Source organism: Streptomyces sp. NPDC048338 (genome assembly GCF_043201055.1).
Lineage (GTDB): Bacteria > Actinomycetota > Actinomycetes > Streptomycetales > Streptomycetaceae > Streptomyces.
The window spans coordinates 196,200-218,440 of record NZ_JBICYQ010000005.1 but is presented as its reverse complement, the minus strand read 5'-3'; the positions used below and the strand labels follow the sequence as shown (position 1 = coordinate 218,440).

The 22,241-nt window shown below is 70.3% G+C and carries 27 protein-coding genes; 24 read left to right on the top strand and 3 right to left on the bottom strand.

The features are described from left to right. Positions 1-76 precede the first annotated feature (76 nt). The 3 genes from ACGFZF_RS14220 to ACGFZF_RS14210 all read left to right on the top strand — a co-directional run bounded on the left by ACGFZF_RS14220 (position 77) and on the right by ACGFZF_RS14210 (position 1,895). The gene (locus tag ACGFZF_RS14220; RefSeq protein WP_359751030.1) at positions 77-523 is read left to right on the top strand and encodes a hypothetical protein; all 447 of its coding nucleotides are present in this window, start codon (positions 77-79) and stop codon (positions 521-523) included. Positions 524-651: 128 nt separating this feature from the next. Then, on the top strand, positions 652-1,071 hold the full coding sequence (locus tag ACGFZF_RS14215) for a hypothetical protein (RefSeq protein WP_121827781.1): 420 nt from the start codon (positions 652-654) through the stop codon (positions 1,069-1,071). Further along, entirely contained in the window at positions 1,068-1,895 is an 828-nt protein-coding gene (locus tag ACGFZF_RS14210; RefSeq protein ID WP_392582307.1) for a relaxase/mobilization nuclease, read from the top strand. Before ACGFZF_RS14215 ends, ACGFZF_RS14210 begins: the two co-directional genes overlap by 4 nt. A 39-nt stretch (positions 1,896-1,934) precedes the next feature. Here the strand turns inward: ACGFZF_RS14210 and ACGFZF_RS14205 are convergent, their stop codons facing one another. Next, positions 1,935-2,531, bottom strand: a complete 597-nt coding sequence (locus ACGFZF_RS14205; RefSeq protein WP_392582308.1) for a hypothetical protein — start codon at positions 2,529-2,531, stop codon at positions 1,935-1,937. A gap of 85 nt (positions 2,532-2,616) precedes the next feature. Between ACGFZF_RS14205 and ACGFZF_RS14200 the strand changes: the two genes are divergently transcribed. The 20 genes from ACGFZF_RS14200 to ACGFZF_RS14105 all read left to right on the top strand — a co-directional run bounded on the left by ACGFZF_RS14200 (position 2,617) and on the right by ACGFZF_RS14105 (position 19,834). After that, positions 2,617-3,357, top strand: coding sequence for a hypothetical protein (locus tag ACGFZF_RS14200; protein ID WP_392582309.1), 741 nt, complete (start codon positions 2,617-2,619; stop codon positions 3,355-3,357). Positions 3,358-3,397: 40 nt separating this feature from the next. Beyond that, positions 3,398-3,799 (top strand): hypothetical protein, encoded by a 402-nt coding sequence (locus ACGFZF_RS14195; RefSeq protein WP_392582310.1) that lies wholly within the window; start codon positions 3,398-3,400, stop codon positions 3,797-3,799. Between the two features lie 278 nt (positions 3,800-4,077). Then, positions 4,078-4,233, top strand: a complete 156-nt coding sequence (locus ACGFZF_RS14190) for a hypothetical protein (RefSeq protein ID WP_306768195.1) — start codon at positions 4,078-4,080, stop codon at positions 4,231-4,233. Further along, positions 4,230-5,054 carry a DUF317 domain-containing protein gene (locus ACGFZF_RS14185; RefSeq protein ID WP_392582311.1) on the top strand — a complete coding sequence of 275 codons (825 nt, stop codon included), beginning with the start codon at positions 4,230-4,232 and terminating at the stop codon, positions 5,052-5,054. The genes ACGFZF_RS14190 and ACGFZF_RS14185 overlap by 4 nt, the downstream gene beginning before the upstream one ends. A 26-nt stretch (positions 5,055-5,080) precedes the next feature. Continuing rightward, a complete protein-coding gene (locus tag ACGFZF_RS14180; protein WP_392582312.1) occupies positions 5,081-5,899 on the top strand; it encodes a DUF317 domain-containing protein in 819 nt (272 codons plus the stop codon). A 200-nt stretch (positions 5,900-6,099) separates the two neighbouring features. Next, positions 6,100-6,513 (top strand): hypothetical protein, encoded by a 414-nt coding sequence (locus tag ACGFZF_RS14175; protein ID WP_392582313.1) that lies wholly within the window; start codon positions 6,100-6,102, stop codon positions 6,511-6,513. Beyond that, on the top strand, positions 6,510-7,262 hold the full coding sequence (locus tag ACGFZF_RS14170; RefSeq protein ID WP_392582314.1) for a DUF317 domain-containing protein: 753 nt from the start codon (positions 6,510-6,512) through the stop codon (positions 7,260-7,262). Before ACGFZF_RS14175 ends, ACGFZF_RS14170 begins: the two co-directional genes overlap by 4 nt. 34 nt (positions 7,263-7,296) lie before the next feature. After that, positions 7,297-9,093, top strand: coding sequence for a type IV secretory system conjugative DNA transfer family protein (locus tag ACGFZF_RS14165; protein ID WP_392582315.1), 1,797 nt, complete (start codon positions 7,297-7,299; stop codon positions 9,091-9,093). A gap of 56 nt (positions 9,094-9,149) precedes the next feature. Then, complete coding sequence (locus ACGFZF_RS14160) at positions 9,150-9,722, top strand: hypothetical protein (protein ID WP_392582316.1); 573 nt, start codon at positions 9,150-9,152, stop codon at positions 9,720-9,722. 123 nt (positions 9,723-9,845) lie between these two features. After that, the gene (locus ACGFZF_RS14155; RefSeq protein ID WP_393554235.1) at positions 9,846-10,448 is read left to right on the top strand and encodes a DUF317 domain-containing protein; all 603 of its coding nucleotides are present in this window, start codon (positions 9,846-9,848) and stop codon (positions 10,446-10,448) included. Between the two features lie 174 nt (positions 10,449-10,622). Further along, complete coding sequence (locus ACGFZF_RS14150) at positions 10,623-11,588, top strand: hypothetical protein (protein ID WP_392582317.1); 966 nt, start codon at positions 10,623-10,625, stop codon at positions 11,586-11,588. 247 nt (positions 11,589-11,835) lie between these two features. Continuing rightward, positions 11,836-12,363, top strand: a complete 528-nt coding sequence (locus ACGFZF_RS14145) for a hypothetical protein (protein WP_392582318.1) — start codon at positions 11,836-11,838, stop codon at positions 12,361-12,363. 488 nt (positions 12,364-12,851) lie between these two features. Continuing rightward, positions 12,852-13,739, top strand: a complete 888-nt coding sequence (locus tag ACGFZF_RS14140; RefSeq protein ID WP_392582344.1) for a hypothetical protein — start codon at positions 12,852-12,854, stop codon at positions 13,737-13,739. Between the two features lie 2 nt (positions 13,740-13,741). Next, positions 13,742-15,016, top strand: a complete 1,275-nt coding sequence (locus ACGFZF_RS14135) for a DNA cytosine methyltransferase (RefSeq protein ID WP_392582319.1) — start codon at positions 13,742-13,744, stop codon at positions 15,014-15,016. Beyond that, positions 15,016-16,161, top strand: a complete 1,146-nt coding sequence (locus ACGFZF_RS14130) for a DnaB-like helicase N-terminal domain-containing protein (RefSeq protein WP_392582320.1) — start codon at positions 15,016-15,018, stop codon at positions 16,159-16,161. The genes ACGFZF_RS14135 and ACGFZF_RS14130 overlap by 1 nt, the downstream gene beginning before the upstream one ends. Positions 16,162-16,174: 13 nt before the next feature. Further along, complete coding sequence (locus ACGFZF_RS14125; RefSeq protein WP_392582321.1) at positions 16,175-16,513, top strand: hypothetical protein; 339 nt, start codon at positions 16,175-16,177, stop codon at positions 16,511-16,513. Beyond that, entirely contained in the window at positions 16,503-17,465 is a 963-nt protein-coding gene (locus ACGFZF_RS14120; protein ID WP_392582322.1) for a DUF317 domain-containing protein, read from the top strand. Before ACGFZF_RS14125 ends, ACGFZF_RS14120 begins: the two co-directional genes overlap by 11 nt. 252 nt (positions 17,466-17,717) lie before the next feature. Continuing rightward, complete coding sequence (locus ACGFZF_RS14115; RefSeq protein ID WP_392582323.1) at positions 17,718-17,894, top strand: hypothetical protein; 177 nt, start codon at positions 17,718-17,720, stop codon at positions 17,892-17,894. Between the two features lie 9 nt (positions 17,895-17,903). Beyond that, entirely contained in the window at positions 17,904-19,115 is a 1,212-nt protein-coding gene (locus tag ACGFZF_RS14110) for a JmjC domain-containing protein (protein WP_392582324.1), read from the top strand. Continuing rightward, complete coding sequence (locus ACGFZF_RS14105; protein ID WP_392625646.1) at positions 19,025-19,834, top strand: aldo/keto reductase; 810 nt, start codon at positions 19,025-19,027, stop codon at positions 19,832-19,834. The genes ACGFZF_RS14110 and ACGFZF_RS14105 overlap by 91 nt, the downstream gene beginning before the upstream one ends. On the opposite strand, the gene ACGFZF_RS14100 is transcribed toward ACGFZF_RS14105, so the two are convergent. After that, a complete protein-coding gene (locus tag ACGFZF_RS14100; protein ID WP_392582326.1) occupies positions 19,822-20,661 on the bottom strand; it encodes a hypothetical protein in 840 nt (279 codons plus the stop codon). The genes ACGFZF_RS14105 and ACGFZF_RS14100 overlap by 13 nt on opposite strands. A gap of 179 nt (positions 20,662-20,840) precedes the next feature. Here ACGFZF_RS14100 and ACGFZF_RS14095 point away from each other — a divergent pair, with 179 nt between their 5' ends. Then, a complete protein-coding gene (locus ACGFZF_RS14095) occupies positions 20,841-21,668 on the top strand; it encodes an SDR family oxidoreductase (RefSeq protein WP_392582327.1) in 828 nt (275 codons plus the stop codon). 108 nt (positions 21,669-21,776) lie between these two features. On the opposite strand, the gene ACGFZF_RS14090 is transcribed toward ACGFZF_RS14095, so the two are convergent. Further along, positions 21,777-22,088 (bottom strand): DUF6087 family protein, encoded by a 312-nt coding sequence (locus ACGFZF_RS14090; protein WP_392582328.1) that lies wholly within the window; start codon positions 22,086-22,088, stop codon positions 21,777-21,779. Positions 22,089-22,241 lie beyond the last annotated feature (153 nt).

Here is a 22,241-nt window from a genome sequence, read left to right as displayed (position 1 = left end):
CGTAACGCCCAGCAACCGGAATTCCCCGGGGATCAAGACCGTCTGGACCGTGATCCACAGCTGTGGACACGAGGTAATGCACAACCTCTCCGACCGGGCAGCCGACCGCCGGGCGGGGTTCGCCCGCTGGCTCGCCGGCCGCGAGTGCACCGACTGCTGGAAGGCCGCCCGCGACGCCGACACCGTCGCGAAGGACCAGTGGCTCGCCGCCCGCCGCGCGGAGGAACAGGCCGCGGCCGTCGAGTGGGCCGAGCGGTTCGACATGCCCCCGCTGGAGGGGTCCGAGCGGGCCCTGGCCTGGGGCGAGCGCTCCCGGTTCCAGCTCGTCACCGCCGCATACACGGCCCTGGTCAGCGAAGGCACCTGGGACGAGGCGGACTGGGCCGTCCTGGAGGACAAGATCCGTTCGATCAGCCGCGCCGGGTGGTGGATCGACCAGCGCGACACCGACGGCACCGATCTCCCCGAGCTGCTCGACGCTGCCACGAGCGCCGACGTCGGCACCGAGAACCCGCACCGCTGACCGGCTCCGCACCGACGCGAAATCGCACATATATAGCGCACGTTCGCCGGTTAGCCTAACCGGCCGATTTCCAGACCATGGAGTCCTGCCCCCAACGCCACCTGCGGCTTTCTGCGGAAGGACCCACCGTGCCCGAACCCACCCGCCCCGTGTTCGCCCCCGTCGACACGATCACCTCCGACCGCGACATCACCCACGCCCACTTCGCCCCCGGCGATCAGATCGTGGTGATCAAGGGCGTTGCCGACGGTGAACTGTGGGGCGAGTCGATGACCGTTGTGGCGCCCTCCTGGCACACCCCGACCGACGAGGACGGGTGGCGGGTACGCAACCCGCTCGGCGGCGCTCAGTCGTTCATCACCGCCCACCCCCGTTACCTCGTCCACCTCTCCAAGCGGTGCCCCGACTGCCTGATCTACCTGCGGGCCCTGGAGGACTTCCTCCTCCCGAAGGTCGTCGGCACGCAGGAGGTCGACCTCGGCTGGTACCGGGTGACCGACCTCGGCCAGCTCGTCCACGCCACGGACGGGAAGGCGGCCGGGCGGTGATCATCCGCGTCCACCAGCGGGGTGGTGACGTCGGACCTGTGCTGGCCGACGACGTCTTTGACACCCCGCTCTCTTACGAGGAGAAGCTCCCCGCGGACATGGTGGTGGCCTACTGGCCGGGGCTGGACGTGGACACGGCGGTCGGAGAACCGGGGTCGTGGACGGTGCTGGACTGGGCGGAGCACATCAACGATCCGCTGTTCGAGTATCCCTTCGCGGTGAGCCCCGGCCAGGACCGGCGCTCGGTCTTCCACCTGGACGTCCGCCTCGCGCCCGAAGACCGGTCACTGACCGGGCAGGAGTGGTCCGAGGTCGCCCACCGCATCGCCCGCGCGGCCGGCATCGAGATCCCCGGCGACGACCAGGGCTGCCGATGGGTCGCCTTCCAGGCCCGTCCACACCACCTCAGCCTGATCGCCAGCCTGATCCGGCTCGACGGCACCTGGCAGCGCCAGCCCGCTGGCTTCCGCCGCCACCTGGCTGCCGAGGCCCGCCGCCTGGAGAGCGACCTCGGCCTGCTCACCCCCGGCGCGCTCACTCCCACCGACCGCCTCGCTCCCCTGGCGGAGGTGACCGCCCCGCTTGCCGACGCACGCCGCGTCGTCGAGCTGCACGCCCAACTCCTCGCCGGGCATCCGCAGGCCCCCCTCCGCGAGGCGGGTCACCGCCTGGAGTGGCTCGCCCGCCGCATGTTCGACCTCGAGCGGGACCTCACCACCACTGCCGCGGAACTCCGTCGGCCGCCGGCACCCCCGGGCGCCACGGCATCGAGCCTCCCGGCCGCGCTCCCGGCGGCACGAGCGGGAACACGGCCCCCCATGTAAGGAGACTCCTGCTTGGCGCTCAGCGACCGCCACATCGAACTACGGCGCGATCCGGACTCCGGCGAAGTCCTCGCCCACGGAGGCGACTCGGAGGCCCACAGCGTCCTGCAGCGCACCGGCTTCGTCCACATCCTCCGCCGCCACGAGCAGTACCACCGCCTCCCCACCGGCCTCGACCAGGCCGACGAGGAAACCGTCGCCACCGCCGCGGTGTCCGCACTCCGCTCGGTCGGCTACTGGGTCGCCTGCGACGCCAACTTCGACACCGACCAGCGCACCTCCCACTATCTGCCCCTCGGGGCGCAGGTCGCCGCCCTCGCCGACCAGCTGCGGCGGGCTTCCACGACCCAGGACGCAGCAGCCGTCCTGACCGAGCTGACCGCCTCCCACGACGGCGTCCTCGCCGGTCTCGCCCAGGTCCTGGCCTCCGTCGACGAGTTCCTCGAAACCCTCGGCAAGGACTCCGACCGGCAGACCGCCGCCACCGTGCGCGGCCTGAGCGGACACCACCTCGCGGTCATCGCCGCCCAGCTCCACCAGCTGCGCAACGAACTCACCGACCGGCACGAGGACCACCCCGCACGCCGCCCCTGCCCCGGCAAAGTCGCAGACCACGAACGCGAAGCGTCCGTCCACTGCCCCTGCCCCGTCCCCGCACTGCCGCCCGGCCGCCCGCCGCGCCACCGGCCCGGCGCCGTTGACCCACGCACCAAGGACTGCCTTGCACGACACCGATCCCAGCGACCTCGAATCCTTCGCCACCATCCTCGCCGGCGAACTGCCCGGCCGGTGGACCAGCCAGTACCACCCCGACCACGGCGGTACCGACTACGACCACCTCACCACCGCCGTGTGGGACATGGACCAGACAGCCCACGCCATCGCCTCCCACGCCGTGACCCACTGCGCGGTCCTCACCCGCACCGACGACAACACCCGCCTGCTCGTCATCGACCACCTCGCCCAGGCCGAAGGCTTCCTCGTCGCCGCCCTGGCCCCCGCCGACCTCCCCGACGCCGCGTACGCGGGAGTCCGCGAGCCCGACGGTCTCGCCGTCCCCGCCGACCCGTTCCACGCAGCCGAGGCCACCACCCTGCACCTGCTCCCCCGCTACGCGGACGCCCTGGCACACGCCCGCCGCAATACCGCCGCGCTCGACGCCCCGCTTCCCAAGCAAGTCGACCTCACCTGGGCCGCCGACGCCCTGACCACCCCGGTCCCCGACTCCGTCGCGCTGGCCCGGCTCCTGACCGACCACGGCTTCGTCCACGACACCCGTCAGGACCTGCTCGTGCTGCCCGGCGATGACACCGCCCTCCAGGCCCGGTACGTCCGGGCCGTCGGAGCACTGCTCGCCGAACTCGGTGTCGGCGTCGGGATGCGGCACCCCGCACCGCCGGCAACCGCCATGACCCGGCCGCTGCCCGCCCAGCCAACGACCTCCGCCGCGCGCAGCCGATGAGCTCCGCCGCCGACCCCAACCCCGCCCCTTGGAGCATGTCTTGAACCTCGCGGACGACAACAACACGGACGTGGAGATCTACCGCAAGGCCGACCATCCCGATCGCCTCCACATCGTCACCAGGACAGGCGCCCCCGAGGAACTCCTCGCCCGGCTCGATGCCTCCGGTCTGGAGCGCCGACAAGAGGTGACCGCCGGGCCCGTCTACACCTGGCACGAGACCCCCGGCGGCCTGGGCCAGAGAGCCCAGCGGCAGCTCGCCACCCGCGCGATCCTCCCGCTCCTGATCGCAGGGTTCAACGTCAACATCGACCCCGAGGAACTCGATGTAACCGCCTGGGCCCAGAGCATGCTGGCCCACCGCACCTCGCAGAAGCCGCCCGCGGATCCCTCCCAGCCTCCTCCGTCCCCGGCCGCCGGCCCGCCGGGCCCCCGGCGCTGACCGCACCCCCGGCTCGCACCGATCCCCACTGGAGCCACGCCCTGAACCAACAGCCCACCCCCCGTACCTACGGCGCCTACCAGGCCCGCAGCATCGCCGCCCGGCTCGACCACCTCAACGAGTACCTGACCCGGCCCGGCACTCCACCCGACACCGTCGCCGTCCTGGCCGACGTCTTCGACCCCGAGCACGGCGCCCTTGGCGCGTTCACCACTCTGGCCGCGACCGCCAGCCGCTTCGCCCAACAGCAGGCCACGCAAGGACTGCTGCCGCCGGAGGTGTGGCTCGCCCTGGGGCGCGCCGCCAACGAGCTCAACGACATCGGCCTCGACCTCGACGAGCACCTCGACACCCTGGCCGCCGCCCGCACCCCCTCCACCACGCCCGTCAAGCCGCCCGTGCCAGTTCCCCTCGTCGTACGGAGGCACCGGTGAGCCCTCGACAGCACCCCAACTGGGGGGCCGGTGACCAGGCCGAGCAGCACTACCTCGTCGAGCCCCGGCATCTGGCCGGCGGCGGCGACATCCGGCACGTGACCGAGTTCCTGCGCGCCTCCGGCTGGACGGACCGCTCCGTCACCGGCGGGCCGCTCGTCTTCGACCGCGCCGACCACCTGGTGCGCGTCGTCTACGACCCCATCGAACACCCCGACAGACAGCACCCTGGCGGCTGGCACATCCAGGGCCAGGCCACCGCGACCGAGGCCGCCTGGCAGGTCACCTTCACCCGGCAGACGCCGGTGGAGATCGTCGCCGGGTTCACCGACGCCCTCACCCGAGACCGCTCGGCCCACGCCCCCAACCCGTGGTCGCCGCTCCAGCAGCAGCAGTGGGAGACCGAGCGCGGCCAGCACTTCACCGCCATCAGCCCCGACCGCAACGCCTGGCTGCAGTTCCACCAGAACGAGCCAGGTCAGGCGCACTGGTGGGCCGGCGCCCGCACCGAGCACGGCCGGACCTGGGACGCGGTCTTCTCCTCCACAACCCCGGTGCACCTGATCGAGAACTTCTCCGCCGCGCTCGCCGACCCTCAACCGGCCATGCGGCCCCGCGGACACGTCCCGCCCTCGAAGTGGACCCAGGTCACCTCCGTATCCGTACGGCCGTCGGAGCTCAGCGCCTGGCAGCAGGCCCGGATCACCGCCGCCCGCGCCACCACCTGGGGGCGTAACTCCTGGGCCGCCGCCCGCGCCCGCACCCGTAAGCCCGCTCCCGCCCGCCCGTACGCAGCGAGCGGCGGAGCCCGTACCCGATGAATGCCACCTGAAGGAGCAGCTCCTCCGTGATCGACTCGCGTCAGCTGGATGCCTTCAACGACGACTACCTGAGCAAGCTCGGCTCGCCGGTCTCACCCCGCTACCTGGCCGGCCCCGGCGATCCCCGGCACATCACCCACGCTCTGTACGCCGCCGGTTGGACCGTGCACTCCGATCCCCTGCACCCGGTCATCCGCATGAAGAGCCCCGACCGTGACCACGAGCTCGTCTACAAGCCATCCCCTCACCACTTCCACGGCTGGTGGAAGGTCCACAGCACGCTCGGAGACAACTGGTACGCCTCGTTCAGCGGCGACGCCCCCGTGGAGATCATCGCCGGACTCACCGACGCTCTCGTGCGCCCCACGCCAGACAGCGCCTCCGATGACCTGGCCGGCATCCTCGCCGAGCAGGGCTGGAAGCACACAGCCGACGGCGACGGCGGGCACAAGATCGTCTCCCCCGACCGCACCGCCGTGGCCGAGCGACGCGTCTCGCCCTCCATGGGCCTGTGCGGCTGGGAGGTCGAGGTCGCCCGGAACTCAGGGCCCTACGGCCCCGAGGGATTCCTGTGGCGAGTGGCCCTGGACTCGCGCGCCCCTGGCCACGTGCTGAACGCGATGGCCACCGCGCTCTGCGACCCGGCTCCCGTGCTGCGTCCCCGCTTCGAGATCAATGAAGGCCCCCACCTTCACGTAGGCCGGGAAGTCGGGATCGGCACCCGCATCGTCACCGCACACCGCAATCGCCTCGCCCAGGCCCGCGGCTACCGGCCCGCGGCCCCCACCATCACCACCTCTACCGGCCCCATTTCACCGGCAGCCACCCCCGCACGTCGCCGCTGACCCGCAGCCGGCCTCCCTGCCCCCACCCGCACGAAGGATCCGCCCTGAGCACGCCCTCCGACTCCCACCCCCTCCTGCTCGCACAGCTGAAGACCTTTCTGGCGGAGAGCGAGACCATCCTCGCCGCCTGGGACATCTACTCCGACGAGCACTCTGATGCCGAAGGCCGTGCGATCGACGAAGTCAGCTACGGCTGGCGCATGGTCCAGCGTGACTCCGAGACCTGGCGAGCATTCCTACCCGTCCGGCCCGGCGCCCGCCAGATCCTCGCCACGGCCTCCGTCCAGTTGCAGCACGTCCCGGCGGGCGACATCTCGCCTCAATGGGCGTACCAGCTGCGCGAGCTGAACCGGGCCCTCGACCGGCTGGACGAACTGCGCCGCGAGCACGCCGAGGTCCGCGAAGCCCACCGCGCCGCTCCTGTCTCGCCGGAGAAGTTCGTCGACTCCGTCGCCGAGCGCAACGAGGAGGCATGGGGCTACCTCGACACGTGGGCCACCGCCGGCCACACCCTCCTCGACATCCACGCTGCCGCCTATAAGGTGCCCGCCCGATGGGTGCCGGTCCCGGCTCCGGCCCCGGTGCCCACCCGACCGGCGCGGGGACTGGGATGAGGGCCGCGAAGGTCGCGCAGGCGCTCGTCTCCCCCCGCTACCTCGCCGGTCCGGGCGACCCGGCGTGGGTGACCGCGGCTCTGCACGCCAGCGCCGGATGGAGCCACGGGCAGGACCCGCTCATGCCCCGCGTCATCCTGACCAGCCCGGACAACAAGTCCATGCTCCGCCTGGAACCGGCCCTCAACGAGCCGTGGTGGCACCTCTCCCACCGTGACGGCCGCACTGGTGCGCAGTGGCAGGCGTCGTTCGACGGCGCAACCCCCGTCGAGCTGATCGCCGCGGTCACCGACGCGCTCAGCCACCCCGACTACAACGCCGCGGCGATGGCCGAGCCGTACAGGGTGCTCACGCGGGCTGGATGGGACGTCGCCTCCACCAGCGACTTCCGCTCCCCGGACAGCCGTGTCCGAGGGGAGCGCCACAACTACTCCGGCAGCACCGACTGGCGCATCACCGCCAACCTCTACACGGACGACCCCGTGTGGAAGGCCAGGTTCTCCGGCGCCACGCCCCGGGTGCTCGTGGCCGCCTTCCTCGCGGCTCTCGCCGACCCCGAGCCGGTGCGCCGTTCCTCCGAGCAGACCCAGGGCCTCTCCCTCCACCGGGTCACCCTGCAGTGGCAGGAACAGCCGGCGGAAAGCGTGGCCCGGGTGCTGCCGGAGCGGATCGAGCAACTCGCCGCCCGCCGCGCGAGCCCGCCGCCCGCGCCACCGACGCCCCCACCGCCGCGCCGCCACACCCGCTGACGCACCCCGCCCGCACCGTCCAAGGACCCTCCGCTTGCGATCCGCCCCCTCCTCCAGCTCCGACGGCTACGACATAGCCCTGAAAGTGCTCCTCGCCGCCCTCGCCGTCGGCCTTCCAGCCGCCTCCATCGCCTGGCTGAGCAGCAACATCGCCGCCTGGGCGGCAGGCACCGGCCCTTGGGTTCCCTACCGCCCAGGAGAGGCCCTCCTTCGCCCCGAACAGCTCTGGCCAGCAGCCGGCGAAACGTCCCTGCTCCTGACTACCCGCGTCATCCCCGTCCTGCTGACCCTGCTTCTCGCCGTCACAGCCGGCCTCCTGTGGATGCGGTACAAGAACCGGGCCGGCGGCAGCAGGAAGAAAACCGTCGCCGGGATGGCGACGGCCCGCGACATCCAGCCGCTGCTCGCCAAGGCCGTTGAAGCCAAGGCACGCTCCCTGCGCCCGAGCCTGAAGAACGCCAAACACATCGCCCCCCGCGACGCCGGCATCCTGGTCGGCAACCTCGCCGGGACCCGCCACGAGGTCCGCATGGGCTTCGAGGACGTGGCGGTCGCGATCATGGCCCCGCGCTCCGGAAAGACCACCAGCCTGGCCATCCCGTCAATCCTGGCCGCCCCTGGGCCCGTCCTGCTCACGTCCAACAAGGCGGCCGGCGACGCCTATACGGCGTGCTTCGACGCCCGCTGCCAGGTCGGGCGGGTGTGGTCGATGGACCCTCAGCAGATCGCCCACGCCGAGCGGACGATGTGGTGGAACCCGCTCGCCGACGCCAAGACTCTCGACGGCGCGGGACGGCTCGCCGGGCACTTCCTCGCCGCGAGCGTCGACGCGAGTCAGCAGGGCGACTTCTGGTCGAAGGCTGGATCCAACATCCTGGCGCAGCTCTTCTTGGCTGCCGCACTGGACGAGCGGCCGATCACGGACGTGATGGGATGGCTCGCCTTCCCGGCGGACCGTACCCCGCTGGACATTCTGCGAGACCACAAGTTCACCGCGGTCGCTTCCCAGCTGAAGGGGACCGTGGAAGGCCCGCCGGAAACCCGTGACGGGATCTACGAGACCGCGAGGCAGTACGCCGCCGCCCTGCTCAACCAGGACATCGCGGCCTGGGTCACCCCACAGAGCAGCGTCGCCGAGTTCCGCCCCGCCGACTTCGTCACCTCCACCGACTCCCTGTTCCTGCTGTCGAAGGACGGTGGAGGCGGCGCGAGCGCGCTGATCGCGGCGTGCGCGGACTCGGTGATGCGGGCCGCGACCGCCCAGGCCGAGCGCGCCGGCGGGCGACTGGACCCGCCGATGCTCGCGATCCTCGACGAGGCCGCAAATGTCTGCAAGATCAGCGATCTCCCCGACCTGTACTCGCACCTCGGCAGCCGCGGGATCATCCCGATCACCATCCTGCAGTCCTACCGCCAGGGCCAGAAGGTGTGGGGCGACGCGGGCATGGACGCCATGTGGAGCGCGGCCACCGTGAAGATCATCGGTTCCGGCATCGATGATCCGGACTTCGCCGACAAGCTGAGCCGGATGGTCGGAGACCACGACGTCGAGACCACTTCCACCTCGACCTCCGAGTCCGGGAAGTCCACCTCGGTGTCGATGCGGCAGGAACGGATCCTGCCCGCCGACGCGATCCGCGCACTGCCCAAGGGCTCTGCCCTGTGCCTGGCCACCGGTATGAGGGTCGCCATGTTGGCCCTCCGCCCCTGGTACGCCGAGCCCGGCTCCGACGAACTCGCAGCCGCTTCTGCCCGCGCGTCGAAGGCCATCACCGCCCGCGCCATCGCCAAACAGCAGCCGACCCAGGGCGACTTCGACCAGGCCGCGTAAAGAACTCCCCCTGTCCGGCCCAGCCCTGTCCGCACATCCCCTCTTCGTGGAGACCAGTGAAGATCATCGACCTCGCCGAACAGACCCGTCTCCTCGGGCTCCTGCCGGGCGAGCTGGGCGACCTGCGCACCGAGATCGACGGCGTCCGGGCCGGCGAGATTGCCCGGCCCGTGCGGGAGATCGCCCCCATCGCCGTACGCACCCACCAGCTGGCGATCAGGTGCCTGCAGCAGCTCGACGCCCTTTCGACCAGCCAGTACGCCGTCATGAAGAACGGGCACGAGAACCTCGCCTACATGTCGGAGGCAGCCCTGCGGATCTCCGTCGCCGCCTCCCTGTGCGCGTACGGCATCACCGGCCGCACCGACGCCCTCCTCTACGAGGACGGCGACCGGACGGCGGATACCAGCCGCAGCTACCTCTCCGAGGCAACGGAAGAACTCGATCGCGCCGCCGGCGCCTACCGGGGGCTCGCCCAGAACCTCTCCCGGCGGCTGGCCTCCTCCGCCGCCCGTGCCGAGGACCAGCTCCTGATCGACCGGGCCACCTCCGCGACGCCTAAGCCAGCCCTGAGCGCGGTGCCATCCGCGCCCACACGGGCCGATGCCTTCATTGCCCGGAGCAGGTAGCCATGGAGAGCATCTCCACAGACCGCTTCCTGGTGTCGCCCCGGCACCTGGCAGGCGCGGGTGACCGGCTCACGGATGTCCTCGGCCCCCTGATCCACCTGTTCGGGTGGGACCACGTCCACGATCCGGCATCCGGCCACATCAGCGTGGACAGCCCAGGTCACGACCTGCTGCTGGACTTCGCACCGACCAGCGCCCACGGAACATGGTGGACGATCGCGCACCACGTCCCATCCTCTCTGGAAGATCACCGCGACCCACCTCACCCCGCTCGAACCCCTTGCCGCCATCACCCAGGCCCTGCCCCAGCTCCTTGGCGACACGCGGCATGCCGACCGGATCCCCCTCACCGCCCGATCGGTCGCCGAGATCCCCGACCTGAGCGGATGGACCACGGACGGGGCCTCGTTCTCTTCCCCCGACGGGCACTGCACCATGTACTGCGAACCGGGTGGGCCCTGGCGCGTGGAGCACTCCGTGTACGACGGCTTCGGCACCCGCTGGTCGCTCCGAGCCGAAGGCGACCTCCCCGAAGAGCTGGCCGCCCAGTTCCTCACCTTCCTGGCTACGCCTGACCCGGTCGAGCGCGCCCATGGCGACATCCCGTTCCTCGCTCTCGGCGCGGCGAGGCTGACGCCGCTCAACGGGAAGCAGCCGCTGGGTGCGCACGTCGCGCACTCGCTCGGCGGGCTGGGCGACGCCGCCTCGCGGGGGCGAAGCCGATGACGCAGACCGGTGACACGCTCGACCAGACACCGCTCGCCGCTCACGTCCTCGAGTTGGCCGCCACATTCGGCAGGCCGTCAGGCCCCGCCCTGAGCACACGGCCGGCAGCAACGGCCACGAACTCCTCCGACCGAACCGGCACCCGGGTCCAGAGGGCCAGATGAATGAATGCACATGAACGATTCCTCCTCCAGCGAAGCGCCCGGTCCCATCGCCCAGTCGACGCCTGCGGGCCGACGCACGGCCTGGCCGAAGGAGCGGCGCCGAGACCGCTACATGTGGGAACTGGCCCGCGGGCAGATCTCCGCGTTCGGTGAGGCCAAGCCACTGGCGTCCTGGGCCGAAGACCCCCGCTGCGCGGTCAACCGCGAAGCCCTGCGGACCCGGCTCGCTCTCGGGTGGCTGCCCGAGGACGCCATCACCCGGCAGCGCCACGATAAGCCCGTACTGGAACACACCTTCCAGGAACGGACTTTGACCCTGCGTGGCTGGGCGGACCAGTCCGGGATCAAGTACCACACGCTCTACAACCGGATCGCGAAGTTCGGGATGACCTTCGAGGAAGCTCTGCTCAAGGGAGCCGACGGCCCGGACTTCACCATGCACATCACCGCCTTCGGCGAGACCAAGCCGCTGTGCCATTGGGGCGTCGACCCGCGTGCCAACTGCAGCACTACCACCATCCGACGGCGCCTCACCCAGGGCTGGGATCCCGAACAAGCCATCGTCGAGGAGCCACAGAACCGCTCGACCCTGGGCACTGGCATTCCCCATAGGGCCTACGGCCTCAGCATGGGGCTGGAGGACTGGGCCCGGCACACCCAGATCCCCGTCGGCACCCTGCGCTACGCCATGGACCAGCACGAACTTCCCCTGGAATCCGCGCTTCACGCCCTGGGCTGGAGCCCTCAGTCGGAGCCTGCCGCGGTGCACGACCTGATCACCATCACCGCCGACCAGCTGCTTCCGGGCGACCGCGTGCTTGGCATCACCACAGACGGCTCCCCCGCACCCGTACTCACCGTACGTAGGCCGCCAGCCGACCAGCGCCCGCAGCCGGGCGTGCCCACCTCGCTGCCCTCGGCGCAGGCGCTCGAACGTCTCGCACGCCCTTCCTCCGCTGCCGGCCTTCGCCGCTGACCCGGCCAGCGCGGGCCCGGGAAGGCCCCCTGCCCGTTAGGGTCAGCCGCTTCCACCCTCGCAGCCCTCAACCACACCCCTCTTCGGGATGGCCCGCTGACGGACCCGTACCGAGCCACCCCTCCTTACGAACTGCCCCCATCCAAAAGGAGGTTCTCCCACGTCCCCCGACATCCCGACCGCGCACGACGTCGCTCGTGCACTCGCCGACCAGATCCGCCCCGGCGCCGCGCCCCGTGACGTGACGATGAACTTCGGCGTCCGCCGGCAGGCGGCAGCCGACTACAACCACCGCTCCCGCGGCGGCCCAGTCACGGGCTTCGCCCAAGTCATTCACGCCACGCTCTTCGGACTGCCCGCAGACGACGATCCGCTGCCGACCGCGCTGGACGAACTCCTCCAGGCCACCCACACCGCGACAGCACCCGACCAGCAGATCGCCATTCTGCGGCAGGTCGCCGAGCAGATGCGCAACGCCGCGGAAATCATCCAGCGCTACCAGTACCGGGCCCAGTGGGACCAGCTCCCCGACAACGCCGCCGAACAACTCCGCGAGGCTCACGACCAGGCCCAGCTCATCGCCACGACCCTCGATCGGGTCGCCCCGGCCTTCGAAGCCGAGCCTGCGGGAACCCCGCCCCCCAGCCGGGCCGCCGCCGACTCCGAAGCCCGCAGCCGGACAGAGCCGATCAGCCTCACCACCAGCCGCTCCGGGCCCGCCCCCACCCCGCTGCTGATGCCTCCCGTCGCAGGCGGGACGGGACGACAGCGATGACGAGCACACACGAAGCGGATCGGGAGTGGGTGGCGGACGCTCCTCCTGCCTCGGTCCTCACCCTCGCCAGTCAGACCACACAATTCCGCGACCACCTCGGCGCCCTTCAGTTCGGTTGAGTCCAGCGCCCCGGCCAGGGCCCTGGAATCTCGCAGCTGGGTCCTGAGCGAAGCGCGCCGCCCCGTACCCGGCTCCCGGTCGGTCCGCCTCCACCTGACCGACACCGGACGCTTCGCCCTCGCATCGCGCCTCGGCAGGGCCTTTGCCGACACGTGTCCTCGCGCGACGGCTGTCCGGCCCGTTCCGGCACGCACCCCCTGACCGCCGAGGGCCCCTTCCAGCGCCCAGTGGCGCCTCCTCGCCTCCCTGGCTCCTCGCCCCGCACCGGCCCTCCCCCGCTCGCCCGCCCCTACGTGACGCCTCTCTTTCACCTCGCCCAAGGAATTTCCATTTCCCGCTCGCTCTCCCCCACCCCCCATTTCCGCGCTCTGTCCCTCGGTGCCGGAGTTCAGTCCAGCACTCTCCTCGCGCTCTCCGCTGAAGGAATCCTCCCCAAGATCGACTATGCGATATTCGCCGATACAGGCTGGGAACCCGAATCCGTCTACCGTCACCTCGACCGCCTCGAAGAAGAGGTAGCAACCCCTGCCGGGATACCGATCCTTCGCGTCTCCTCGGGCAATATTCGCGACGACGCCCTTAACCCCGATCACCGCTTCGCTTCGATGCCGCTCTACATCCTGAACAGGGACGGTCGACCTGGGATGACCAGGCGCCAGTGCACCGGGGAATACAAGGTCAAGCCCATCAAGAAGACGATCCGGAAGCTCCTCGGCTACCCGTACCCGACCCGCGTACCGAAGGGTGTTTTCGTCGAGCAGTGGATCGGCATATCCACCGATGAATTCCACCGCGCCAAGGACGCCGACGTCCAGTACATGCGGAACCTGCACCCGCTGATCGAGATGGACTGGTCCCGCTCTGACTGCGTCCGCTATCTCACCTCTCTCGGCCTCGCCGACACCCCGAAGTCCAGCTGCCTCGGCTGCCCATTCCACGGCAATGCCCATTGGCGGCACATACGCGACGCCTCCCCTGCCGAATGGGAGGACGTCGTGGAATTCGACGTCGCTATCCGCCAGGGAAACGCACGGGCCAACGCCACCGGGAACAAGCTGCTCGGCGAAGCCTTCCTCCACCGTTCTCGCGTCCCCCTCGACCAGGCCCCGATCGACCATGTCACCGCCGCGGAACGTGCGGCACTGGGCGACGAGGCGGCCTCCGCGCTGGAAGGCGGGGTCGTCAACGGCTGCTCTCCCTGGTCGTGCCGTGGCGAAGCCGACCCGGTCCAGGACGACTTCGGGCTGACGGCGTGATCATGGGCCGCGATCTCGTGATCGATCTGTTCGCCGGCCCGGGCGGTTGGAGCGTCCCTCTGCGCCGCTTCGGAATCCGGGACGTCGGACTGGAGTGGGACGAGTGGGCGTGCAAGACACGGGCCGCCGCCGGCCTGCTCACCATCCGTACGGACGTCGCGATGTATCCGGCCGGGATCTTCGCCGGGCGCACGCGCGGCTTCATCGCCTCCCCGCCGTGCCAGGCGTGGAGCATGGCGGGGAAGCGTCTGGGGCTGGTCGACCAGCCGCTGGTGCACCAGGCGGTCGCCGATCTCGCCGCCGGCCGTGACACCCGCGAGAAGCTCCTCGGCGCCTGCCAGGACGAGCGCTCCCTCCTGGCGGCCGAGCCGATGCGCTACCTCCGCGCCCTCGCCTCGGCGGGCGAGCCGGACTGGGTGGCGATGGAGGAGGTCCCCGACGTCCTCCCCCTGTGGAAGCAGTACGCCGCGATCCTGCGGTCCTGGGGCTTCTCCGCCTGGACCGGAATCCTCAACTCGGCTGACTACGGCGTCCCGCAGACGCGCAAGCGAGCGATCCTCCTCGCCTCGCGCGTCCGAACTGCCGAACCCCCGCCGCCGACGCACGCCCGCTTCGCTGAGCCGGAGACCCTCTTCGGGCCCGGCCGCGAACGGTGGGTGTCCATGGCCGAGGCACTCGGCTGGGGCGCCACCGATCGTCCCGTGCCGACTGTCTGCGCTGGTGGTGGACCCGGCGGTGGCCCTGAGCCCTTCCCCTCCGGCGCCCGCAAGACCCTGGCCGACGCGCGCGACCGCGGGACATGGACGGAGCCCCCGGCGCCCTCGGACATCGTCCTCAAGCCCCAGACCCGCGGCGCGGGTTGGACGGCCCGGTACGGAACGCGCGGAAACAGCCCGGCCTCCGGCCCGGCCCCGACGTGCACCAGCAAGGCCACCCACTGGACCTGGGCACTGCGCAGCAACAACCAGGCCCACGCGACCGTCCGACCGGTCTCGGAGCCTGCGGGCACGCTGTTCTTCGGGCACCGGGCCAACGAATGCACCTGGGTCGCCCACCCGGATCACGTCAAGACCCAGGAGACGCCGGCGCCGATCCGGATCACCGCCGCCGAGGCAGGCACCCTGCAGACCTTCCCCGCCGACTACCCCTGGCAGGGCACCAAGGGCGCCAGGTTCTCCCAGATCGGCAACGCCGTCCCGCCCCGGCTCGCCGCACACCTCCTCGCCCCGCACCTCGACCGCACCCTCACCGCCGACGACTTCACCCTGGCCGCCTGATGCACCTCACCCCCGACACCGATGCCGAGGATCTGTACGAACCGACCGAGCGCCCCCCGCTCCACTACGCCGAGCAGGCGCTCCTCGGCGCCGTCCTGCTCCAGCCAGCGCTCCTGCCGGCCGTGGAAGACCTCAGCCCCTCGTTCTTCGACAGCCCCGTCCACGGCGCCGTCTTCGCCGCGATGCGGGAGGTCCCCACGCCGGAGCAAATGACCAGCAGCACCGGGCTCGCCTGGCTCACGGCGGTCCTGGCCAAAGCCCGGCCGCAGGCGCCGGGCCTGACCCCCTCCTACATGCACACCCTCATCTCCGCCTGCCCCCAGCCCCAGCACGTGGCCGCGTACGCCGCCGTCATCCACGCCGAGCACGCCCGGCGCACCATCGGCCTCCACGCCGAGCAACTCGCGCAGGCCGCCACGGACACCACCGTGCCGGACCGGCCCCGCCACGCTCTCTCCGCCGCCGACACCCTCGCCAGGCACCTTGATCACCTGGCCGAACGGTTCCCCTCCCACGCCCGCCCCTTGCCCCGCACCCCTCTACCGCCGACCCCTCGGCCGGCCGAACGGGACGAAGACCGGGAGGCCGAGCAGTGGCTGCTCGCCTGCGCGGTGTCCCGGCCGGAACAGGTCCGGGAGATGCGCTGGCTGACCGCGGACGACTTCCTCGACCCTGTCCACGCCGGCCTGTGGCAGGCCGTGACCGCGCTGGCCCACCGCGGAGATCCCGTGGACCCGGTCACGATGCTGTGGGAGGCCCAGCAGCGCGGCCTCCTGGCCACCGGCATCGCCCCGGCTGCCGTGATCGCCCTGCTGTCGGAGCCCGTCGGCTCCGCGGACTACTGGGGGGAGCAGCTGCTCGAACGGAACCTGCTCGCCCGAGCCCTCCTCGCAGCCCGGCAGATCACCGCCTACACCGCGGACCCGGCCAATACCGTGCACCAGCTCGTCACCGGCAGCCGCCGCGCACTCGCCGACCTGCACACCGTCCGCAGCCGCTGGCAGAACGCCACCCGTCCGCTACCGGCTTCCCTCCCATCCGCTGAATCCACCAGCCCACGAGCCGGTCCGCGAGGTCCCCTCACCACCCAGCGCGCCCCAGTCCCTCCCCCGGCCCGGCAACCCACCGCCGGGCGAGTCCCCTAGCCGATGGACCCCGATGCCCCACGCCCCTGCCAGCGCCCACATCCACTTCGCCCTCCACCCCGACCACCACCCGGGTGTCATCGCCACCACCAGCGGCCCTACGGCCGACGCCGCCCGCTCCCACCTCCACGACCTCGGCTGGCGCAGCAGCAGCCCCACCACCATGGTGCTCGCCCGCATCGACCGCGACGAGCCCCACTACGCCGACACCGCGGCCGAACAGCTGAAGCGATACGGCTTCACCGTCGACATCGCACCCGGCCTCCAGGACGAGATCAACACCGAGTGGGAATGGAGCAACTACCCCTTTCCCCTGGTGCACAACGGAAGAAGTCCGCGAGGTGAGCGCTGAAGCCCAGCGCATCCACGACGACATCGCCGAAGGCCGCCTCGTCGTCCACCTGCACGCCGACGACGGACAGAACACCGTCGCCGTCGCCAGCTACACCACCGGCGTCCGGTGCCACGTCCACCTCCACGGTGAGGACCATGTCCGGCAGGTCACCTCCACGTTCGAGAGCGAGACGGAGGCCATCGCCGAGTTCCACCGGCTGTACTCCGTCGCCGTTCGCCCCGGCCCCGCCCCGCTGACCGGCCTCGAACACACTGTCCGCCAAGTCCTTACGGGAGCAGCGCTGGCCGATCACCGGGAGACCGCGGCGCCCACAGCCGAGCCACCTGCCGCAGGACCTGGCGAGCACGAATCATTCCTCCAGGCCCTCTTCGACGGCGCCCCGCAGTGGGAGAAGTACCGGCCATTCGACGAAACAACGATCGCCGTCCACGAATCCCTCATCGCCCGGGCCGAGTTCGATCACGAGGCCCGTCACCGCACCGACGTCGCCTGGACGATCGCCGAATACAACGGCCCGGTCGGCGAGCGCCTCTGGCACACGACCATCACCGCCAGCGCCCCTGTCCCTCTGATCCACGCGATCCTGCACTACCTCGATGCCCCGGCCCACGCGCCGTTGGGGAAACCGCACGAGATCCTCCAAGCCGCCAGGTGGCATCCCACCAGCCACCCCGCACGCACCACCTGGACGTCTGCGGGTAACGCGATCACGGTCGAGCACGCCCCGCACGCCATGGCCGACTGCTGGATTCTGTACGGCAGGGACATCCTCGACCATGCCGCGTGGACGATACGGCTCTCCGCCGGCGCCAGCCAGGACCTCCTGGCCGAGCTGGTCGCCACCGCCACGGCTCTCGTTCCTGCCCCCACAGCCGCCACGATCCCCAGTGTGATGCCCGCTCGTCGACTCCCGCCCACTGCCGCTCAGCCGCGCGCCTATCGCTGCTGAAGATGCGCTGCCACCAACCACATCGGCTGCGCGGAGTGTCGGCGCGTCTCGTCGGCGTTTCGACACCCTCCTGAACGTCGCGAAGCCCGAAGGGCGGCCACCCCCCTCCCCGGACACAGGCGTGGTGTCGCCGATGAACAAGACGCACGCCCGCACACATGTCCGAATCTAGCTCTACTCCCTTCTGCTGGACGCGGGTTAACTCAAACCTTCGCCCGGATCAGGGCGGTAGCGACTGAGGGGAGAGCGTCGATGGCAGACAGGGCGTCCACGCAGGGAGCAGGGACCAGCCCCGCGCTCCTGATCGCCGTGAAGGAACTGGCGACCGCGCATGACCGCAGTGAGGCCGAGCGGTCAGACATCACCAGCTCGCAGAACAGTGCGGGCGATGACGGCGAGAACCGCGACCTGAACCTCCCGAAGGCGTAGGGGGAACCCTTGGAGCACCGGCTCGTCACTCACATCGAGAAGGCTCTCGGCTGGGACGGGCCGGGTTCCGTAGGGGCCGCGTTCACGCGCGGCCGCCTCATGGACCCGGCGCTGCCCGCTCGGCTATTGACGCCGCACAAGCTGCTGGACCTGATCAAGCGCCGCCACCTGGCTAATCCGCAGCTGCGTTGCTATGCCGAGGGCGATGAAATACACCCGTCCACGTTCCTTTCCACCAACGTCAACCGGCGAAGGCAGGCTGTGAGTCAGGCCGACTTGGCGGCCCTCGGACGGATCCTCAACAACAACGGCACCGTGGTCTTGGACCACGTGGACTTCTTCGACCCGACACTGGAAGTCGCCTGCCGGGCCCTCGGCTGGTGGTCAGGCGAACTGACCTCCGCTAACGCCTACCTCGCGGTCGGCGACACCGACGGATTCCACCTTCACTGGGATGACCACGAGGTCATCGCCGTGCAACTCTCCGGCGAAAAATCGTGGGAGGTACGCGGCCCGTCCCGGTCGGCGCCGATGTACCGCGACGCCAAACGCAACCGCACGCCCTCCGAGGAAGTGCTGTGGAAGGGCACGATGCGGGCCGGCGACGTCATGCACATCCCTCGCGGCTTCTGGCACACCGCCACCCGACTCGGCTCCGGCAGCGACGGCCACTCGTTGCACGTGACGTTCGGGTTCACCAAACGGAGCGGCGTCACGTGGGCCAACTTCCTGTCTGACGCCGCCCGCGCGGATGAGACGTTCCGCCGCGACCTGGAGGGCACCGAAGGAACCGCCCACAAGGCGCTGGCGGACAAGCTCAGCACTCTGGCCGCCGCCTACAGCCCCGAGCGGTACCTGGACGAACTCCGCTCCAGCACCCCACCCGCACGCCATCTGCCCTACGTGGCCGCCTTCGGTCGGCCGGAGGGGGTTGCAGCCGCCACCGAGTTCGCCCCCTCCCTCGTTCGCTCCGGCGACACGGTCCAAGTCGTCGGTGGGGGAAAGCGGCTGACCTTCCACGAGCGCGCGGAGCCGGGCCTACGTGCGCTCCTGTCGGGTCACCCGGTCTACCTCGACGGCGCCACCGAGGACACCCTGACCCTGGCCGAACTGCTCATCGCGGAGGGGCTGTGCGAACCACTGACGGAGATGTCATCCTCGGGCTATACCGGTCTGGTCACGCCCGTGACGTACTCGAAGAAGCCGCCGAACTGGACGTAGCGCGCCTGGACACCGCCTCGAACTACTTCGGACATCGCTCACATGAGGTGCTGAACGCGCTGGCTGGCGACCTCTTGCCGAGGTTCTCCGTCTCCACCAAGGTCGGATACTTCCCCGGAGGGCACTCCCTCGACCCTGCCCGGCTGCGCGCCGCAGTCCAGCGGGCCGCAAAAGACCTGGGCCGGGAGCCGGACACCGTACTCCTCCACAACCCTGAGCACTCCCGCCCGGACTCCGAGACGCTCACGCGCGCGTGCGCGGTCTTGACCGACGCCACGAGGGCGGGACTATGCAGGGGATGGGGCATATCGACCTGGGACCCACGCCCACTCGTGGACCTCGATGCGCCCCGCCCTGACGCCCTCATGGTCCGGACAGGGCTACTGGTCGGCGTCGACATCCTCGAAGCAGCCGAGGACCTGGTGACGCGGTGGCGTCCATCGCAGGTGTGGGGAATGAGCCCTTTCGGCGGCAGCACGACCGAAGCAGTGTGGGAGAAGTTCGACCCACGGATTTTCCTTCGGGACTCTCCTTCGGCCACACGGATCCAGGCGGCGTTCCGCTCCGCCTACGGCCTACCCCAGGTCGACGCGATCGCGGTCGGCACGAACAACGTCGACCACCTGCGGGAACTGGTCGACGCAGTGGCCTACGAGGTCAACGACCAGGTGATCTCGGAGTACAAGCGACTCCTTCAGGACCGCCGTCAGGCCGTCTGAAGTTCCTTCACCACTCGCTCCGCCGTCTCCCGGGCGGCCCCCAGCCGGGGGTCGTCCGGATCGGCGTAGGGGCCGAGGATCTTCGCGGCGACGAACAGCGTCATCAGCTTGCCGTCCCGGCTTTTCAGATCGTCGTGCCGCGCGCGGCGGACGCGTTCGGCCAGGGCCGGGACTGCCAGCGAGGCCCCCCAAAGACTCGCCGCATCCAGACCACGCGGGGCCATGCCCCAGTCTTCCCAGTCGAACACGCAGAACACCGGCGCCGTCACATTCGCCCAGTTGAGATCCGCGTGAGCCGGCCGCCAGTCGGTCACCGTCGCATCGACATCAGGGAAGACGTTGTGGATCGTTTCCCCGACCAGTTCCTGCGTGAGGGTCTCAGTATCCGGTGTCGCAATCCGATTCGTGTGCTGCGAGGCAAGGGCGTCCAGCGAAGCACTCAGAGAGGCCCACCACTCATCCGACAACTTCGGGGCCTCCGCCACCACAGCGCTGCCCGCTGGTGTACCTGGCAGCAGCTCCGTCTCGTCCGCCCGCCACATCACCGGCTCCACCGCATCTCGCCACGCAAGGCCGGCGATCCAGGCTGGCTTGGCGATCCCGCGCAGAGCCTCCGCGGATGCGGTGCCGTCCCCGCCCTGGACCCCAATCCGATCGAGCCCCCGCCGCTCAATCCGCACCCACGTACCACGGTCCGTGCGCGCGCCCACAGAGCGGCGCTTGCGCACCACGGTCCCTGGGTCCAGGCATACCCCCAGCGCCTGCTCCACACGATCCAGAACGGTTTCCACGGGAACCTTGCGCAGATCCACCGAACGCAGCGTCATACGCAAGAACGTACCAAGACCTTGCGGCAGCGCGCCCAGCCCGCACCCGACTGAACGAACGGCCGATGCTCCGTTCTCTGGAGAGATGCTCGCGCCGAACCAGCCTGGTCTCGCTGGTCTCGTACCGGGCTCTCGATTAACCCTCAGACCACAGCAGGCGTGCCCTAGCGTGTTACGGCATGACTGCTTTGATCATCGGCGGCAGCGGGTTCTTAGGGACGGAGCTGCTACGTCAGGCCCACCTGAAGGGCCGGAGCACGGCCGCGACATTTCACTCACGCCCCGGCGACCCTGCTGTCACTACCTGGCACCAGCTCGACATCCGCGACCCTGTACGCATCGAGGCGCTGCTGAACACGGTGGCCCCACAGACGGTGCTCGATGTGACGAGCGGCGAGTCCGACTGGACAGTCACCGCGGACGGCTCAATCCATGTCGCCATGGCCACCGCGAAGCTGGGCATCAGCCTGGTGCACGTCTCGAGCGACGCAGTGTTTTCCGGCATCGGCCGCGCCCAATACGACGAGTACTGCACCCCGGACCCACTCACACCCTATGGGGCCGCGAAGGCTGCCGCCGAAACGGCTGTCCGGCTCCTCTGCCCGGATGCGGCGGTCGTCCGCACCTCACTGATCATCGGACACGGGCAGTCCGAACACGAACGCATGGTGCACGCGCTGGCAGCCGGGACACGGAAGGGTGCGCTCTTCACCGATGACGTGCGCTGCCCTGTGTACGTCGCTGACCTGGCAGCCGCCCTCTGGGAGCTCGTGGAGTCCAACGCCGCTGGCATCTTCCACATGGCCGGCGCGGATGCCCTCAGCCGCTACGCCATGGGCGTGCTCATCGCCCGACGCGACGGGATAGACCCCGCACTGCTGCCTGCTGGCCGTCGGGCGGACAGCCACCTGCCCGGCGCGCTCGACGTGCGTCTCGACAGCTGCGCCACTCAACGGCGGCTGAGCACCCGGCTGCGCGGAGCACGAGAGTTCCTGGGGACGAGCTGACGAGACGGTCAGCCCCGTACACAACTGGAGGTAAGAGTGGAGAGCATCTTCTGCTCCGGCACGATCGCCTCGGCTGGATGATTGATGCTCGTCCTCACCCTCTCGGTTTCAGCCTGAGCCGGCGGGTGGCTTCCGGTGGCGACCAGCCGGCTTCGGCATCGGAGTCTCGGCAGGAGGAGCAGGATCGGTCTGCGGAGAGGGGTTCAGGTAACGCTGCGCCGCCGCGTAGTCGTCCGTGATCGTGACGGGCTGCCACTGGTATCCGTCCCATCGCACGATCACCCTCGGCTTGTCCGGGTTGACGTGGGCGGCACGCCTCGGGCCCCGGGTGAGAGGAACCGCGTCCATCTCACCCACGCGCTGGGCCCGGCGTCTAAGCCACCGCTCAGCCCACTCGCCGAAGGGCTCGTCCTCAATCATGGGTCTCCCCGTTCATCTGGCGGCAGAGTATCGGTCGCGGGTCCGGCACTGCCGAGGTAAGGCAGACCAGCCAGCCAGGAACCGACCTGGAAGGCATCCGCGCGTCTCGTGGCCGATCTCTGCTCCTCCTGACAGCGTGGCCCACAGCAGCGG

Excerpts from the sequence above, each read along its gene's own strand:
- ACGFZF_RS14220 (WP_359751030.1), top strand. The coding sequence starts at position 77 with ATGCACAACCTCTCCGACCGGGCAGCCGACCGCCGGGCGGGGTTCGCC.
- ACGFZF_RS14175 (WP_392582313.1), top strand. The coding sequence starts at position 6,100 with ATGGTCCAGCGTGACTCCGAGACCTGGCGAGCATTCCTACCCGTCCGG.
- ACGFZF_RS14170 (WP_392582314.1), top strand. The coding sequence starts at position 6,510 with ATGAGGGCCGCGAAGGTCGCGCAGGCGCTCGTCTCCCCCCGCTACCTC.
- ACGFZF_RS14150 (WP_392582317.1), top strand. The coding sequence starts at position 10,623 with ATGAACGATTCCTCCTCCAGCGAAGCGCCCGGTCCCATCGCCCAGTCG.
- ACGFZF_RS14145 (WP_392582318.1), top strand. The coding sequence starts at position 11,836 with ATGAACTTCGGCGTCCGCCGGCAGGCGGCAGCCGACTACAACCACCGC.
- ACGFZF_RS14135 (WP_392582319.1), top strand. The coding sequence starts at position 13,742 with ATGGGCCGCGATCTCGTGATCGATCTGTTCGCCGGCCCGGGCGGTTGG.
- ACGFZF_RS14130 (WP_392582320.1), top strand. The coding sequence starts at position 15,016 with ATGCACCTCACCCCCGACACCGATGCCGAGGATCTGTACGAACCGACC.
- ACGFZF_RS14125 (WP_392582321.1), top strand. The coding sequence starts at position 16,175 with ATGCCCCACGCCCCTGCCAGCGCCCACATCCACTTCGCCCTCCACCCC.
- ACGFZF_RS14115 (WP_392582323.1), top strand. The coding sequence starts at position 17,718 with ATGGCAGACAGGGCGTCCACGCAGGGAGCAGGGACCAGCCCCGCGCTC.
- ACGFZF_RS14100 (WP_392582326.1), bottom strand. The coding sequence starts at position 20,661 with ATGACGCTGCGTTCGGTGGATCTGCGCAAGGTTCCCGTGGAAACCGTT.
- ACGFZF_RS14095 (WP_392582327.1), top strand. The coding sequence starts at position 20,841 with ATGACTGCTTTGATCATCGGCGGCAGCGGGTTCTTAGGGACGGAGCTG.
- ACGFZF_RS14090 (WP_392582328.1), bottom strand. The coding sequence starts at position 22,088 with ATGATTGAGGACGAGCCCTTCGGCGAGTGGGCTGAGCGGTGGCTTAGA.